A 15358-nucleotide genomic window follows, 5' to 3' on the forward strand; every position below is an offset into this window, starting at 1 on the left:
AAGGCATCGCTACAATTACGCCCGGGCAGCCCGGCTCACTTCATTTGCCACTCGCTCGGTGGCATCCGGAATGGATGCAGCACGGGCGCGTTCTGCCATGGTTAATAAGGTTTCTCGCGACCACCCGGCCAGGGTGTTGGCGACCGCATCCACGGTAAGCTGTGGCTGCTCGATAATTTTGGCTGCGCCCGCTTTTTCCAGCGGTAGCGCATTCCAGTATTGCTGGCGGTCTTTATGTTGAAACGGCACAAACAACGCCGGTAGTCCCGCCGCGGCGATTTCACTCACTGTTAACGCACCGGAGCGGCAAACGACGACATCTGCCCACGCATACGCCGCCGCCATATCATCAATAAATTCCGTCACTTTATGCTGCGGTTGCCCCGCTTCGGCATATGCCTGTTCAACGATTTGTTGCGAACCTTTGCCGCTCTGATGCCAGATAGTGACTGAATCACCCAGTTTTGCTGCGACCTGCGGCATTGTCTGGTTAAGAATGCGTGCCCCCTGAGAACCGCCCACGACCAACACACGAACCGGACCTTCACGTCCAGCCAAACGTTGCTGTGGCAACGGCAGTGCCAGCACATCGGTACGCACCGGGTTACCGACCACTTCCGCATTAGGGAAAGCGCCTGGAAACGCCTGCATCACTTTGGTGGCAATCTTCGCCAGCCATTTATTGGTTAAGCCTGCAATACCGTTTTGCTCATGAAGTACGACCGGAATGCCTAACGACCACGCGGCCAGGCCACCCGGACCTGATACGTAGCCGCCCATACCAAGCACCACGTCAGGTTTGTACGCTTTCATAATCGCCCGCGCCTGACGCCAGGCGTTGAAGATTCGCAGCGGCGCAGCTATCAGTGCTTTTATACCTTTTCCACGCAAACCAGAGATACGAATGAAATCAATTTCGATGCCATGTTTTGGCACTAAGTCCGCTTCCATACGATCGGCAGTCCCCAGCCAGCGAACTTGCCAACCCTGAGCCATTAGATGGTGCGCAACCGCCAGTCCCGGGAACACATGTCCACCAGTTCCGCCGGCCATCACCATTAATCGCTTTCCTTGACCACTCATCGTGAACCTCGTACAAACGCCTGCGCTTTCTCCAGACGCGTTTCATAATCAATACGCAACAGCATCATGATGGCTGTCGACATAATCAGTAAGCTCGAACCACCGTAACTGATCAGCGGCAATGTCAAACCTTTAGTCGGTAACATCCCCGCCGCCGCGCCTACGTTAACCAGCGCCTGGAAGCTAAACCAGATGCCAATGGAACAGGCGAGAAAACCGGAAAAACGGTGGTCAATTTCTAATGCTTTACGGCCAATCGACATCGCACGAAAAGCGACGAAGAATACCATTAAAAGTGCCAGCACCACACCGACATACCCCAGTTCTTCGCCGATAATGGCGAAAATAAAGTCAGTATGCGCTTCCGGCAAATACTCCAGTTTTTGTACCGAGTTACCTAAACCTTGCCCCCACAGTTCGCCGCGACCAAACGCCATCAGCGATTGCGTTAACTGATAGCCGCTGCCAAAGGGATCTTCCCACGGGTTCCAGAATGCGGTAACACGGCGAATACGATACGGTTCGGCGAGGATCAGCAACACAACCGCTGAAATCCCCATGCCAATAATGGCAATGAACTGCCACAATTTCGCTCCCGCCAAGAACAACATCGCCAGCGTAGTCACAAACAGCAGCACCACCGTACCAAGGTCTGGCTGTGCCAGCAGTAACACTGCCAACACCAGAATCACGCCCATTGGTTTCAGGAAGCCACGCAGGTTATTACGCACTTCGTCGCCTTTACGCACCAGATAGTTGGCGATATAGCAAAACAGCGACAGCTTGGTTAGCTCCGCAGGCTGGATACGTAGCAAGCCGAGATCGATCCAACGCGATGCGCCTTTAACCGAGCTACCCACCACCAGCACAATCATCAGCAGGATGATTGATCCGAGCAACATCGTGGCACTGTAGCGTTGCCAGAACTCCATCGGCAGACGCAGCGTAATGATCGCCAGAATGAATGCCATGATCAGATAGACGCCATCACGCTTCGCGAAGAAGAACGGATCGTTGGTTAAGCGTTGCCCAATAGGCATTGACGCCGAGGTCACCATGATAAAGCCGATCGCTGCGAGGCCGAAAGTCAGCCAAACCAGCGTGCGATCGTACATGATCAGGCTGTCGGTATCTTTTTCCCGCGAGCCCATCACCCAGCCTTTCAGCGCCGTAAAGATCCATACCAGAATACTGAATCCTGGCAGGCGCGGCATTTTCAGGCGAGGGAGAGATAAACGCATCAACCTAACTCCTTCGCCAGACGGGCAAACTCATTGCCTCGTTGTTCAAAGTTCTTGAATTGATCAAGGCTGGCACAGGCCGGAGAGAGCAGAACCATATCACCTGGCTGAACACGCGAAGCCAGTAAGCGCATCGCCTGTTCCATGGTTTCGGTTTGTTCTGCCACTTCTGGGCGTAGCGCCGCCAGTTGCACGCCGTCACGGCCAAAACAATACAGACGAACGTTATCGCCATTCAGATAGCGCGCCAGTGGGCTGAAGTCTGCCGATTTACCATCGCCGCCCAGCAACAAATGTAGCGTGCCGTCTACGTGCAGGCCATTCAGCGCCGCTTCCGTACTGCCGACGTTGGTCGCTTTTGAATCGTTAATCCAGCGTACGCCATTGTGCTCCAGCACGACTTCAAAGCGATGCGGCAGACCGGTGAACGTGGTTAACGCTTTCAGGCTGCTGGCACGCGGTAACCCTGCGGCATCTGCCAGCGCCAGCGCCGCCAGCGCATTGGTGTAGTTATGCTGCCCGGAAAGTTTCATCTCTTTCACGTTCAGCACTTTCTCGCCTTTCACCCGCAGCCAGGTTTCACCCTGCTGATGATTCAGGTGATAGTCACCCATGTTGACGCCAAAGCTGACGCAACATTCATCCGCACCGCGAATCGGCATTGTTAAGGCATCATCGGCATTAACCACGCAAACTTTCGCGTTTTCGTAAATGCGCAACTTTGCCGCACGGTACTGTTGTAAACCGAATGGATAGCGATCCATATGATCTTCAGTCACGTTCAGAATGGTCGCTGCTACCGCCTGCAAACTGGAAGTAGTTTCCAGCTGAAAACTCGACAGTTCCAGCACGTACAGTTCGCACTCATCATCCAGCAGCATCAACGCTGGCAGGCCAATATTGCCCCCCACACCAACGTTAACCCCCGCCGCTTTCGCCATTTCCCCCACTAGCGTGGTGACCGTGCTTTTGCCGTTAGAACCGGTAATCGCCACAATCGGTGCTTGTGCTTCTCGGCAGAACAGCTCGATATCGCCAACGATTTCGATTCCGGCATCAGCGGCAGCGCTTAAGGAAGGATGCGCCAGCGCAATACCGGGACTGGCGACAATCAGATCTGCCGCCATCAGCCATTCATCATTGAGGCCGCCCGTGTGGCGTTCTACGGCTTCGGGTAATTTATCCAGACCAGGCGGTGTCATCCGCGTATCCATGACGCGCGGCGTCACACCGCGAGCGAGGAAAAAGTCCACGCAAGAAAGCCCGGTGAGGCCCAGGCCGATAATGACGACATTTTTACCCTGGTAATCAGCCATGATTAACGTACCTTCAGCGTTGCCAGACCAATCAGGACCAGCATCAGCGAAATAATCCAGAAACGCACAATGACGCGCGGTTCCGGCCAGCCTTTCAGTTCATAGTGGTGATGAATCGGCGCCATGCGGAAAATACGTTGTCCGCGCAGTTTAAAGGAGCCGACCTGCAGGATGACGGAAAGCGTTTCTACCACGAACACGCCCCCCATAATCACCAGCAGGAATTCCTGACGTAGCAGTACGGCGATAATGCCTAACGCACCACCTAACGCCAGCGAACCGACATCGCCCATAAAGACCTGCGCCGGATAGGTGTTAAACCACAGGAAGCCCAGCCCAGCCCCGACTATCGCGGTACAGACAATGACCAGTTCCCCGGCGTGTCGCAGATACGGTATGTGTAAATAGCTGGCAAAGTTCATGTTGCCAGTCGCCCATGCCACCAGCGCAAAACCACCGGCGACAAATACGGTCGGCATAATTGCCAGACCGTCGAGACCATCGGTCAGGTTTACCGCGTTGCCAGTCCCCACAATGACGAAGTAAGCCAACAGAATGTAGAACAGCCCCAGTTGCGGCATCACATCTTTAAAGAACGGGACCACCAACTGCGTTGCGGGTGTGTCTTTCCCGGCAAGGTACAGCGCGAAGGCGACACCCAGCGCAATGACCGACATCCAGAAGTATTTCCAGCGAGCGATCAACCCTTTGGTATCTTTACGCACCACTTTGCGATAGTCATCGACAAAGCCAATAACACCGTAACCTACCAGCACCACCAACACACACCAGACGTACGGATTGGACGGGTAAGCCCACAGCAGCACGGAGATCACAATCGCTGTCAGGATCATAATCCCGCCCATGGTCGGCGTACCGCGCTTGCTGAAATGTGATTCTGGGCCGTCGTTACGCACCACCTGGCCAAAGGAAAGTTTTTGCAAATGAGCAATCATACGCGGGCCCATCCACAATGAGATGAACAGTGCGGTCAGCAGGCTGACGATGGCGCGAAACGTCAGATAGGAAAAGACGTTAAAGCCGGAATAATATTTGACCAAATGTTCGGCCAGCCAAACTAACATGTCCCATTCTCCTGTAAAGCGCGTACTACCTCTTCCATGGCGGCACTACGTGAACCCTTAACTAAAATCGTAATTACCTGTTGCTCAGCAATCAGTGATTTAAGATGCGCGATAAGCGCGGTTTTATCGGCAAAATGTTCGCCAACGCCGCTGGCGGTGCTGATAGCATGGCTTTGTTTACCCACGCTTAACACGCAGTCAATACCAGCGGCCTTCGCCGCTTCGCCCACCTGTACGTGGCAAGCTTCGCTTTCAGCGCCCAGTTCTGCCATATCGCCCACCACCAGCACGCGGTAGCCTGGCATTTCAGCCAGTACCTGGACTGCTGCGGTCATCGAACCGACATTGGCGTTGTAGGAGTCGTCGAGCAGCAACTGGTTTTCTGTCAGTTGGATGGGGAACAGACGGCCTGGAACAGCTTTCAGATTTGCCAGCCCTGCTTTGATAGCATCAAGCGTTGCGCCCACGGACATAGAGAGCGCGGCGGCTGCCAGCGCATTCGCAATATTGTGACGCCCCGGCAACGGCAGCAGAACATCAACGCTACCCGTTGGGGTTTGTAGCGTAAATTCCGTACCGTGCGAAGTCACATGGATATTGTTGGCGGTGAAATCGCTATTGGCGGCATTGGGTGAGAAACGCCACACTTTGCGTGAGCCAATTACGCTCTGCCAGTTCAGCCAGTCGTTGTTGTCGGCGTTCATAATGGCGATACCGTTTTCCGGCAGGCCGCTAAAGATTTCGCCTTTCGCTTTTGCCACGCCAGCCAAAGAGCCGAAACCTTCCAGGTGCGCCGCCGCCAGGTTGTTGACCAGCGCCGCTTCCGGGCGAGTCAGACTAACAGTCCAGGCAATTTCGCCCTGATGGTTCGCGCCAAGTTCAATAACTGCGTAATCATATTCCGGCGTTAAGCGCAGCAGCGTCATCGGTACGCCGATGTCATTGTTGAGATTACCTGCCGTATAAAGCGTGTTGCCGCACTGGCTTAAAATCGCCGCCGTCATCTCTTTTACGGAGGTTTTGCCGGAGGACCCCGTCAGAGCGACCACGCGCGCCGGAACTTGCTGGCGAACCCACGCAGCCAGTTCGCCAAACGCCAGACGCGTATCCTTGACGATTAACTGCGGCAGATCGATATCAAGAGGACGGCTGACCAGTAGTGCGCCCGCGCCTCCCGCTTTCGCCTGGTCGGCAAAATCATGGGCATCGAAACGTTCGCCTTTCAGGGCCACGAACAGGCAGCCCGGCGTCAGTTTTCGCGTGTCAGTGGTTACCGCATCAAGGGTAATATCTGCCCCTTTTAGTTCACCGTTGAGAATATCGGTAAGTTGGCTAAGGGTTACGCTAATCATGCGATCACCCCCAGCAGACGCGCCACCGTGACGCGATCGGAGTAGTCCAGGCGCTGATTGCCAACAATCTGGTAATCTTCATGGCCTTTACCCGCGAGCAGCACCACATCATTCTCTTTAGCCTGCATAACGGCGCAAGTCACCGCTTCAGCACGGCCTTCCATCACTTTGGCATGTCCGGCGTCCAGCATTCCCGCCAGAATATCGTTGATGATGGCTCGCGGTTCTTCGGTGCGCGGGTTATCGTCCGTTACCACCGCTACGTCAGCAAACTCTTCAGCAATTGCGCCCATCAGTGGACGTTTGCCTTTATCACGATCGCCACCACAGCCAAAGACGCACCACAGCTTGCCCGCACAGTGCAGGCGAGCCGCCTGTAAGGCTTTTTCCAGTGCATCCGGCGTATGCGCGTAATCCACCACCACCGTCGGTTTGCCTGGCGCAGTGAACACTTCCATACGTCCGCAAACCGGTTGCAGACGAGCAGCGGTTTTCAGCAGATCAGCCAGTGGATAGCCCAGCGCCAGCAGTGTCGCCAGCGCGAGCAGCAGGTTGCTGACGTTAAAAGCGCCCATCAGGCGGCTTTCAATTTCGCCATCGCCCCAGCTTGAGCTAAAGCGAATAGTCGCACCGCTGTCGTGATAGTTCACTTCGTTCGCTTTCAGCCAGCGCCCGTGACAGTTCGGATTGATATGTTCTTCCATTGATACCGCAACTGCGTCCGGCAGTTTTGCCAGCCAGCGACGGCCCACTGCATCGTCGGCGTTAATAATTGCCTGACCGCAATGATGTTCAGAATAAAGCAGCCATTTCGCTGCTTCGTAGTGTTCCATATCACCATGATAATCAAGGTGATCGCGGCTTAAGTTGGTAAAAACTGACGCCGCAAATTTCAATGCCGCCACACGGTGCTGTACCAGCCCGTGGGAGGAAACTTCCATTGCGCAAAAAGTCGCGCCCTGATCCACCAGCCCCGCCAGCTCATGCTGAACATCGACTGCCGAACCAGTGGTATTTTCTGTCGGGATCACTTTCCCCAGCAGACCATTACCTACAGTGCCCATCACCGCGCTGGTTTCGCCAAGCAGTTGGCACCACTGCGCCAGAAGCTGGGTCGTCGTAGTTTTGCCGTTGGTGCCCGTTACGCCCACGAGACGTAAATTGTCAGAGGGTTCATGGTAAAAGCGGCCCGCCAGTGCAGATAAACGCTCATTGAGCTGGCTGAGATAGATGACCGGTACGCCGTGCATTTCACGGATTTCACCGTCGGTCGCCTCATCTTTCGCCTCTGCAATAATGGCAGCCACACCTTGCGCTATCGCCTGCGGGATATATCGACGCCCGTCCGCCTGATGACCTACTACAGCTACAAAGAGATCGCCCGCCGCAGCCACACGGCTGTCGAGTGTCATCTCTCGCAGTGCTCGCGAAGGTGCGTCTGGCACCCACGGAGCAAGAAGGTCGCGCAAATTACGATCTGCCACCTGTCCCCTCGCCTTGATTAATCACAAATTCATTTTTATCGCCCGTTGTCAGCGCATCCGGCTCGATGTTCATGGTACGCAATACGCCGCCCATGATGGCACCAAAGACCGGTGCGGAAACGGCGCCGCCGTAGTATTTACCCGCCTGCGGATCGTTGATAACAACAACCAGTGCGAAGCGCGGCTGACTCGCAGGCGCAACGCCTGCGGTATAAGCAATATATTTATTAATGTAGCGACCGTCCGGCCCAACCTTTTTCGCAGTACCGGTTTTAATGGCGATACGATAGCCTTTAATCGCCGCCTTCACGCCGCCGCCGCCCGGTAGCGCCACGCTTTCCATCATATGCACCACAGTGCGGACAATGGATTCCGGGAAGACACATTCACCGGGAACCGGGGGGTCAACTTTGGTAATCGACAGCGGGCGATAGATACCGTAGCTGCCGATAGTTGCGTAGACTCGTGCTAACTGTAACGGTGTTACCATTAGCCCGTAGCCGAAAGAGAAGGTGGCCCTCTCTATGTCAGACCACCGTTGTTTTTGAGGATATAAGCCACTGCGTTCTCCGACCAACCCCAAATTGGTCGCTTTTCCCAGTCCAAAACGTGAGTAAGTATCTACTAACGCTGAGGACGGCATCGCTAACGCCAGCTTGGATACACCGACGTTACTCGACTTCTGTAATACCCCGGTCAGGGTTAATTCGCTGTAGCGTGCCACGTCTTTGATTTCGTGGCCGTTAATTCGATAAGGAACGGTATTCAGTACCGAGTTTTCCCGCACCACGCCACGTTGCAAGGCGGTCATCACCACCATCGGTTTGACCGTTGAGCCAGGTTCAAACACGTCGGTGATGGTACGGTTACGCATCGCCTCTTTCGGCGTGCCACTCAGATTGTTTGGGTTATATGACGGGCTGTTAGCCATCGCCAGCACTTCACCGGTGTTGACATCCACCAGCACGGCGCTACCGGATTCAGCCTTGTTAAAGGCTACCGCGTTGTTCAGTTCGCGATAAACCAGCGCCTGCAGGCGTTCATCAATGCTCAACGCAAGGTTGTGCGCGGCCTGGCTGTCGGTAGAAGAAATATCTTCAATTACACGACCATAGCGGTCTTTACGCACAATACGTTCGCCCGGTTGCCCGGTAAGCCATTTATCAAAACTCTTCTCGACGCCCTCAATCCCCTGGCTATCGACGTTGGTAAAGCCGATGAGGTGAGCGGTCACTTCGCCGGACGGATAATAACGGCGAGATTCTTCACGCAGATGAATCCCCGGCAGTTTCAGTTTTTTGATGTAGTCTGCCATGTCAGGGTTTACCTGACGCGCCAGATAAATAAAGCGCCCTTTCGGGTTGGCGTTAATGCGTGCTGAGAGCTGATCCAATGGAATGTTGAGCGCGTTAGCCAGCGCCTTCCAACGGTCACCGACGCTGATACCGCCAGCGTCATGCACTTCTTTCGGGTCGGCCCAGATCGCTTTTACTGGCACACTCACCGCTAACGGGCGACCAGAACGGTCAGTAATCATGCCGCGGGAGGTAGAGACTTGCTGAACGCGAAGGGAGCGCATATCCCCCTCTTTCACCAGCATATCCGGGGAGATAACTTGTAACCACGCTACGCGTCCGAGCAGAAAAGCCAGCGCCAGAAGAATACAGCCGCATAACAACGCAAAACGCCAACTGATAAAGTTGGCATGTTCTTCCTGACGTTTTGGTTTCTGCGTTTTCGCCGCTGCTTTCATGCGTCGCGTTTATCCTTATTTTTGCACTACGATATTTTCTTGTGACGGATCAACATGCTGCATTTGCAGCTTTTCCGTAGCAATCCTTTCCACCCGGCTATGGTCGCCGAGCGCATTCTCTTCAAGGATCAGATTGCGCCATTCAATGTCTAAAGCATCTCGCTCCAGCACCAATTGTTCGCGCTGAGCGGTTAGTAAACGGGTATGGTGCGCCGTGGTCACCACGGTCACCGCTGTCAAAATAATGCAAATGAACAGGCAGAGTGGCAGCTTCCCAAATCGCAAAAGATCGTCACCGATAACCCCAGGCAATGCATGGCGCTCGTGGCTTCCCATCGATCCTTTAACTTTGCTTAGAGCTTCTGTCACTCTGCTGATCATGCGTTCGTCCTCTCTGCAATGCGCAGAACTGAACTACGGGCACGAGGGTTCTCAGCCACCTCTTCTTCGCCCGGCATCAACTTGCCTAGTGCTCGCAGCTGACGGCCACCCAGTTTTTTGAGCTGCTCTTCAGTCATCGGTAACCCTGCCGGAACTTGCGGACCGCGGCTGTTTTCACGCATAAAACGTTTCACAATGCGGTCTTCCAGAGAGTGGAAGCTGATGATCGAAAGCCGCCCACCCGGGGCCAGCACGTTGAGCGAGCTTTTTAGCGCCTGCTCGATCTCCTCCAGTTCACTGTTTACCCAAATGCGCACCGCCTGGAAGGTACGGGTCGCAGGATGTTTGAATTTGTCTTTCACCGGCGTTGCGGCAGCCACGACTTCTGCCAGTTCTTTGGTGCGGGTCATCGGTTGTTCGCGGTTACGCTCGACAATGGCGCGGGCAATGCGTTTGGCAAAACGCTCTTCACCATAGGTTTTCAATACCCAGGCGATATCGGCTTCTTCTGCGGTTTGTAGCCATTCAGCGGCTGACTGCCCACGGGTTGGGTCCATACGCATGTCCAGCGGACCATCGCGCATAAAGGAAAAGCCGCGTTCAGCATCATCAAGTTGCGGTGAAGAGACGCCAAGATCGAGGAGAATGCCGTCGATCTTGCCGATAAGATCGCGCTCGGCAACGTATTCGCCCAGCGCGGAGAAAGGTCCGTGGATGATGGAGAAGCGCGGATCATCAATAGTCTTCGCAACGGCGATAGCCTGCGGGTCGCGATCGATCGCCAGCAAACGCCCCTCTTCGCCAAGCTGCGAGAGGATCAGACGTGAGTGACCACCGCGACCAAAAGTCCCATCAATGTAGATGCCATCAGGACGGATATTGAGGCCATTAACGGCTTCATCCAGTAGCACCGTAGTATGTTTATAGTTTTCCATCATTTTATAGAGACAAGTCCTGCAGTCGCTCCGATAAGTTACCGGTAGCCAACTGCTCTGCGTCGATATCTTCCTTGACCTGTTGATGCCAGGTTGTTTCATCCCACAGCTCAAACTTGTTGAACTGTCCAACCAGCATCACTTCTTTTGTCAGCCCGGCATGTTGCCGCAGTACTGGCGCAATTAACAATCGACCGGCGCCATCCATCTGACATTCGCTGGCATGACCTAACAGAAGACGCTGCACACGGCGCTCAACTGGGTTCATGCTCGACAGACGCGATAATTTTTGCTCGATAATTTCCCATTCAGGCAGGGGGTAAAGCAGCAGGCACGGGTGATGAATGTCAATGGTGCAAACCATTTGACCGGCAGCGTTCTCAAGCAGCTGTTCCCGATAACGGGTAGGCACTGATAAGCGCCCTTTGCTGTCGAGATTGACTAACGTTGCTCCCCGGAACATGCCAGCCTCACCCCTTATCCCCACTTTGCCCCACAATTTCCCACTGAAAGGAGTTTACGGAGCGGAGGAAAAGCTTGTCAAGCGAGTCACAAGGCATACCGAGGTAAAAAACCCGATGTTTACGGCTAATATCAGCGTTGTTTATTTTACGTCCAACGTGCGAAGCAAATTAACGTTATGAATAGCTGTAAGAAAAAATCCCTCATCGTCATCACCGTTTTAAAATGACTCACTATTTTCCACAGCAAATATAAAGTGTCAGTTTGCGACGCGAGCGGCATTTTAGGACATATCTTCCCCGGTTAACAGTCCCTGTTGCGTCTGTGTGGCGCTTGATGCCAACGGGTTTTGCGCAAAAGCAAAGAAAAGTGTTTGCTAAATGGGCAATTCATCTCGGCATGTAACAAAATAATGCAAAAACGCACTGCCGATATTACTTAATTATTGCGAATTTCAGCAAATGAGTTAATTAACGGGCGGGTTTAAAAAGACTTATCAATAATAGCCAGGAATAGTCTTATTTACTTTAAGGATATTGATGTCCATTCCCGTACTCGACGCGCCAGTGGGAAATTCACCTGGCGCGTCGTTTTGTTCGCGGCTTAGCTACGGCTGAGCACACCGCGGCGATAGAGATTACGTTTAATGCGTGTTAAACCAGGCTTTGGCTTACGCGGTTCGTCCAGGCTTGCCAGGACAATTTCCAGCACACGCTCTGCGACATCGCGGTGACGTTGAGCCACTGCCAATACCGGACACTGTAAGAAGTCGAGCAGTTCGTTATCGCCAAAGGTGGCAATTGCCAGGTCAGAAGGCAGTTTGCCGTCGCGACGTAGCGTGACATCCATCACCCCTTGCAACAATGCAAACGAAGTTGTGAACAGCGCCTGCGGCATCGGATGCGTTTCCAGCCATTTTTCGAATAATTGGGCTGCGGCCTCCCGCTCATAGCTGTTGGCATAAAGGAAATGCACTTCGCGCGGATCATCTTTCCAGGCAGTACGGAAACCTTGCTCACGCAAGAAGCTGACAGAAAGCTCCGGCAGCGCACCAAGATAAAGCACCGTCTCGGCGGGAAACTTACGTAACTCTTCTGCCAGCATTTCGGCATCATCCTGATCGGCACCAACCACGCTGGTGAAATGTTCACGATCGAGGGCGCGGTCCAGCGCGACAATCGGGAACGGGTCGTTAGCCCAGCGTTGATAAAAAGGATGCTCTGGTGGCAACGACGTCGAAACAATAATGGCATCAACCTGACGCTGTAAAAGATGCTCAATACAGCGCATTTCGTTGTCTGGCTGATCTTCTGAACAAGCAATCAGCAGTTGATAACCTCGTTGCCGCGCCTGGCGTTCAAGATAGTTAGCGATGCGGGTATAGCTGGTGTTCTCCAGATCGGGGATCACAAGACCAATAGAACGAGTGCGTCCAGCACGAAGCCCAGCTGCCACGGCGTTCGGGTGGTAATTGTGCTCACGCACCACAGCCATAACTTTTTCAACGGTTTTGTCGCTCACACGGTATTGCTTCGCTTTGCCGTTAATAACGTAGCTTGCAGTGGTCCGCGACACTCCCGCCAGCCGAGCGATTTCATCCAGTTTCACAGTTGCCCCTTGCGTAAAATGTAAAAACCATAGCCATTGTACTGGTATGGGTTAAATTCATTAACATCTAAGCGCAGAAAATTAACTGCGGCAACTGCTTTTATTCCAGGTTCCCACTGATTTCGCAAAAAAAGCCCAACGTGACATGTTGGGCTGCAAATTGCGCATTGAGATCGTTCTCAACGCATTATTTTATCGCCGCGCGAAAGTCCGACCACGCCAGAGCGAGCAACTTCCACAATTTTCGCCACATCGCGAATCGATGCTAAAAATGCATCAAGTTTATCGCTGGTGCCTGCTAATTGAACGGTATAAAGCGATGGGGTGACATCGATAATTTGCCCACGGAATATTTCCGTATTACGTTTCACTTCGTCACGTCCGTAGCCGCTGGCCTGAATTTTCACCAGCATGATTTCCCGCTCAACATGCGCCCCCTGCCCCAACTCGCTCACGCGTAATACATCGACCAGCTTGTGTAATTGCTTTTCGATCTGCTCAAGCACTTTTTCATCGCCCACGGTCTGGATGGTCATACGCGATAATGTCGGATCGTCGGTTGGTGCGACGGTCAGGCTTTCAATGTTATAGCCACGCTGGGAAAAAAGGCCAATCACGCGGGATAACGCGCCTGATTCATTTTCGAGTAAGACTGATAATATCCGGCGCATAATCAGGTTCTCTCCGTTTTACTTAACCACATTTCATCCATTCCACCCCCGCGAATCTGCATCGGGTAGACGTGCTCACTGCCATCAACGGTGACATCAACAAACACCAGGCGATTATTGCGCACCTGTTCCAGCGCCTCGCTAAGTTTGCTTTCCAGCTCTTGCGGATGAGAAATCTGAAGCCCGACATGCCCATAGGCTTCTGCCAGACGGACGAAATCGGGTAGCGATTGCATATAAGATTGTGAATGACGGCCGGAATAGATCATGTCCTGCCACTGTTTCACCATCCCCAGATAGCGGTTATTGAGATTCACCACCAGTACGGGCAACGCGTATTGCAACGCTGTAGACAATTCCTGAATGTTCATCTGAATACTGCCGTCGCCAGTGACGCAAACCACGGTTTCTTCTGGCAACGCCATTTTGACGCCCAACGCCGCAGGCAGACCAAAGCCCATGGTGCCGAGGCCTCCGGAATTGATCCAGCGACGGGGTTTGTCGAATGGATAATAAAGCGCGGCGAACATCTGGTGTTGCCCAACATCGGAGGTCACGTAAGCGTCCCCCTTCGTCAACCGCCAAAGAGTCTCGATCACCGCCTGCGGTTTAATCTTTTCACTGTGGGTGTCATATTTCAGGCATTGACGAGTGCGCCACTGTTCAATCTGCTGCCACCAGTCGCGGATCTCATCCAGCGGTTGATGGGTGGATTCTTGCGACAAGAGTTCAAACATTTGTTCGAGAACCTGGCGAGCATCCCCCACAATCGGGATATCAGCCGTCACGGTTTTAGAAATGGAGGTAGGATCAATATCGATATGCAGAACAGTGGCATTTGGGCAGTACTTTGTCAGATTGTTCGTCGTTCGATCATCAAACCGTACCCCGACGGCAAAAATCACATCCGCGTTATGCATCGTCATATTGGCTTCGTAGGTGCCGTGCATTCCCAGCATGCCCAATGCCTGACGATGCGTTGCCGGAAACGCCCCCAGCCCCATCAATGAGGAAACAACGGGCAGATTCAACGCCTCCACCATTTCTCTCAGCTGCTGATGGCAGCCAGCCGTGATGACCCCACCACCTACGTAAACAACCGGTTTTTTTGCCGCCACCAGCGCTTGCAGAGCGCGCTTTATTTGCCCTTTATGTCCGGTGGTAGTGGGATTGTAAGAACGCATACTGACCGACTCCGGCCAGACATAAGGTAATTTGTTCGCAGGATTAAGAATATCTTTCGGTAAATCAACTACCACTGGTCCAGGGCGACCACTTGCCGCAAGCCAGAAAGCCTTTTTCAGCACCTGCGGAATGTCTTCCGTTTGCTTAACCAGAAAACTGTGTTTAACCACCGGGCGGGAAATCCCCACCATGTCGCACTCCTGAAAGGCATCGTAGCCTATCAACGAGGTCGCTACCTGCCCGGAAAGGACAACTAATGGAACGGAATCCATATAAGCGGTGGCGATGCCAGTAATCGCATTGGTCGCCCCTGGACCCGACGTTACCAGCACGACGCCGACTTCCCCGGTTGCGCGCGCCAGACCATCAGCCATATGCACCGCTGCTTGCTCATGACGAACTAATACATGATCGATACCCCCCACGGTATGCAGTGCATCGTAAATATCAAGGACCGCGCCTCCGGGATAACCGAATACTTGTTTAACGCCCTGATCGATAAGCGATCGGACGACCATCTCGGCTCCAGACAACATCTCCATGGCCTGCCTCACTGTTTGACGGAAAAAAATGTGTAAAACACATTAACCGTCCGATCTTGCTTAAGCAATTAGCCGCCAGAGACATAAACGCCGGGTAATAAGAATAAACAGGAGGAAAGGTGAAAAGAAACGATAAAATCCTCCACTACGGAGAATTAAATTGATAATAAATCGGCTGAATCCCACAACTTACAGCAATTTATCTATTTTTTGAATTAATCCTAAAATAGCGAGATCACACATTCAGAATAAAATTCTAC

The 15358-nt window shown here is 53.2% G+C and carries 15 protein-coding genes; 1 reads left to right on the forward strand and 14 read right to left on the reverse strand.

Going from position 1 to position 15358, the window contains the following annotated elements; all coding sequences use genetic code 11:
• Positions 1 to 15: 15 nt before the first annotated feature.
• The 14 genes from murG to ilvI form a co-directional block, all read right to left on the reverse strand.
• Positions 16 to 1083, reverse strand: coding sequence for an undecaprenyldiphospho-muramoylpentapeptide beta-N-acetylglucosaminyltransferase (gene murG / locus A7090_RS05200; protein ID WP_105273256.1), 1068 nt, complete (start codon positions 1081 to 1083; stop codon positions 16 to 18).
• Positions 1080 to 2324, reverse strand: coding sequence for a cell division protein FtsW (gene ftsW, locus A7090_RS05205; protein ID WP_105273257.1), 1245 nt, complete (start codon positions 2322 to 2324; stop codon positions 1080 to 1082). Before ftsW ends, murG begins: the two co-directional genes overlap by 4 nt.
• Complete coding sequence (murD, locus tag A7090_RS05210; protein ID WP_105273258.1) at positions 2324 to 3640, reverse strand: UDP-N-acetylmuramoyl-L-alanine--D-glutamate ligase; 1317 nt, start codon at positions 3638 to 3640, stop codon at positions 2324 to 2326. The genes ftsW and murD overlap by 1 nt, the downstream gene beginning before the upstream one ends.
• Before the next feature lie 2 nt (positions 3641 to 3642).
• Complete coding sequence (mraY, locus tag A7090_RS05215; RefSeq protein ID WP_000964131.1) at positions 3643 to 4725, reverse strand: phospho-N-acetylmuramoyl-pentapeptide-transferase; 1083 nt, start codon at positions 4723 to 4725, stop codon at positions 3643 to 3645.
• Positions 4719 to 6077, reverse strand: coding sequence for a UDP-N-acetylmuramoyl-tripeptide--D-alanyl-D-alanine ligase (gene murF, locus A7090_RS05220; RefSeq protein WP_105273259.1), 1359 nt, complete (start codon positions 6075 to 6077; stop codon positions 4719 to 4721). Before murF ends, mraY begins: the two co-directional genes overlap by 7 nt.
• On the reverse strand, positions 6074 to 7561 hold the full coding sequence (murE, locus tag A7090_RS05225) for a UDP-N-acetylmuramoyl-L-alanyl-D-glutamate--2,6-diaminopimelate ligase (RefSeq protein WP_105273260.1): 1488 nt from the start codon (positions 7559 to 7561) through the stop codon (positions 6074 to 6076). The genes murF and murE overlap by 4 nt, the downstream gene beginning before the upstream one ends.
• A complete protein-coding gene (gene ftsI, locus A7090_RS05230) occupies positions 7548 to 9314 on the reverse strand; it encodes a peptidoglycan glycosyltransferase FtsI (protein ID WP_105273261.1) in 1767 nt (588 codons plus the stop codon). Before ftsI ends, murE begins: the two co-directional genes overlap by 14 nt.
• A gap of 15 nt (positions 9315 to 9329) precedes the next feature.
• Positions 9330 to 9695, reverse strand: coding sequence for a cell division protein FtsL (ftsL, locus tag A7090_RS05235; protein WP_000625658.1), 366 nt, complete (start codon positions 9693 to 9695; stop codon positions 9330 to 9332).
• On the reverse strand, positions 9692 to 10633 hold the full coding sequence (rsmH, locus tag A7090_RS05240) for a 16S rRNA (cytosine(1402)-N(4))-methyltransferase RsmH (protein ID WP_000970479.1): 942 nt from the start codon (positions 10631 to 10633) through the stop codon (positions 9692 to 9694). The genes ftsL and rsmH overlap by 4 nt, the downstream gene beginning before the upstream one ends.
• A gap of 1 nt (position 10634) precedes the next feature.
• The gene (gene mraZ, locus A7090_RS05245; RefSeq protein WP_105273262.1) at positions 10635 to 11093 is read right to left on the reverse strand and encodes a division/cell wall cluster transcriptional repressor MraZ; all 459 of its coding nucleotides are present in this window, start codon (positions 11091 to 11093) and stop codon (positions 10635 to 10637) included.
• A gap of 602 nt (positions 11094 to 11695) precedes the next feature.
• A complete protein-coding gene (gene cra, locus A7090_RS05255) occupies positions 11696 to 12700 on the reverse strand; it encodes a catabolite repressor/activator (protein WP_000762401.1) in 1005 nt (334 codons plus the stop codon).
• An 81-nt stretch (positions 12701 to 12781) separates the two neighbouring features.
• Positions 12782 to 12868 (reverse strand): fruR/shl operon leader peptide, encoded by an 87-nt coding sequence (locus A7090_RS25685; RefSeq protein ID WP_001303787.1) that lies wholly within the window; start codon positions 12866 to 12868, stop codon positions 12782 to 12784.
• Positions 12869 to 12879: 11 nt separating this feature from the next.
• Positions 12880 to 13371, reverse strand: a complete 492-nt coding sequence (gene ilvN, locus A7090_RS05260) for an acetolactate synthase small subunit (RefSeq protein WP_001252744.1) — start codon at positions 13369 to 13371, stop codon at positions 12880 to 12882.
• A gap of 2 nt (positions 13372 to 13373) precedes the next feature.
• The gene (gene ilvI / locus A7090_RS05265; RefSeq protein WP_105273264.1) at positions 13374 to 15098 is read right to left on the reverse strand and encodes an acetolactate synthase 3 large subunit; all 1725 of its coding nucleotides are present in this window, start codon (positions 15096 to 15098) and stop codon (positions 13374 to 13376) included.
• Between the two features lie 119 nt (positions 15099 to 15217).
• Between ilvI and A7090_RS26120 the strand changes: the two genes are divergently transcribed.
• Positions 15218 to 15262 carry a hypothetical protein gene (locus A7090_RS26120; RefSeq protein ID WP_198599564.1) on the forward strand — a complete coding sequence of 15 codons (45 nt, stop codon included), beginning with the start codon at positions 15218 to 15220 and terminating at the stop codon, positions 15260 to 15262.
• The last annotated feature ends 96 nt before the right edge of the window (positions 15263 to 15358 follow it).

The sequence above is a fragment of the Escherichia sp. MOD1-EC7003 genome, assembly GCF_002965065.1.
GTDB lineage: Bacteria > Pseudomonadota > Gammaproteobacteria > Enterobacterales > Enterobacteriaceae > Escherichia.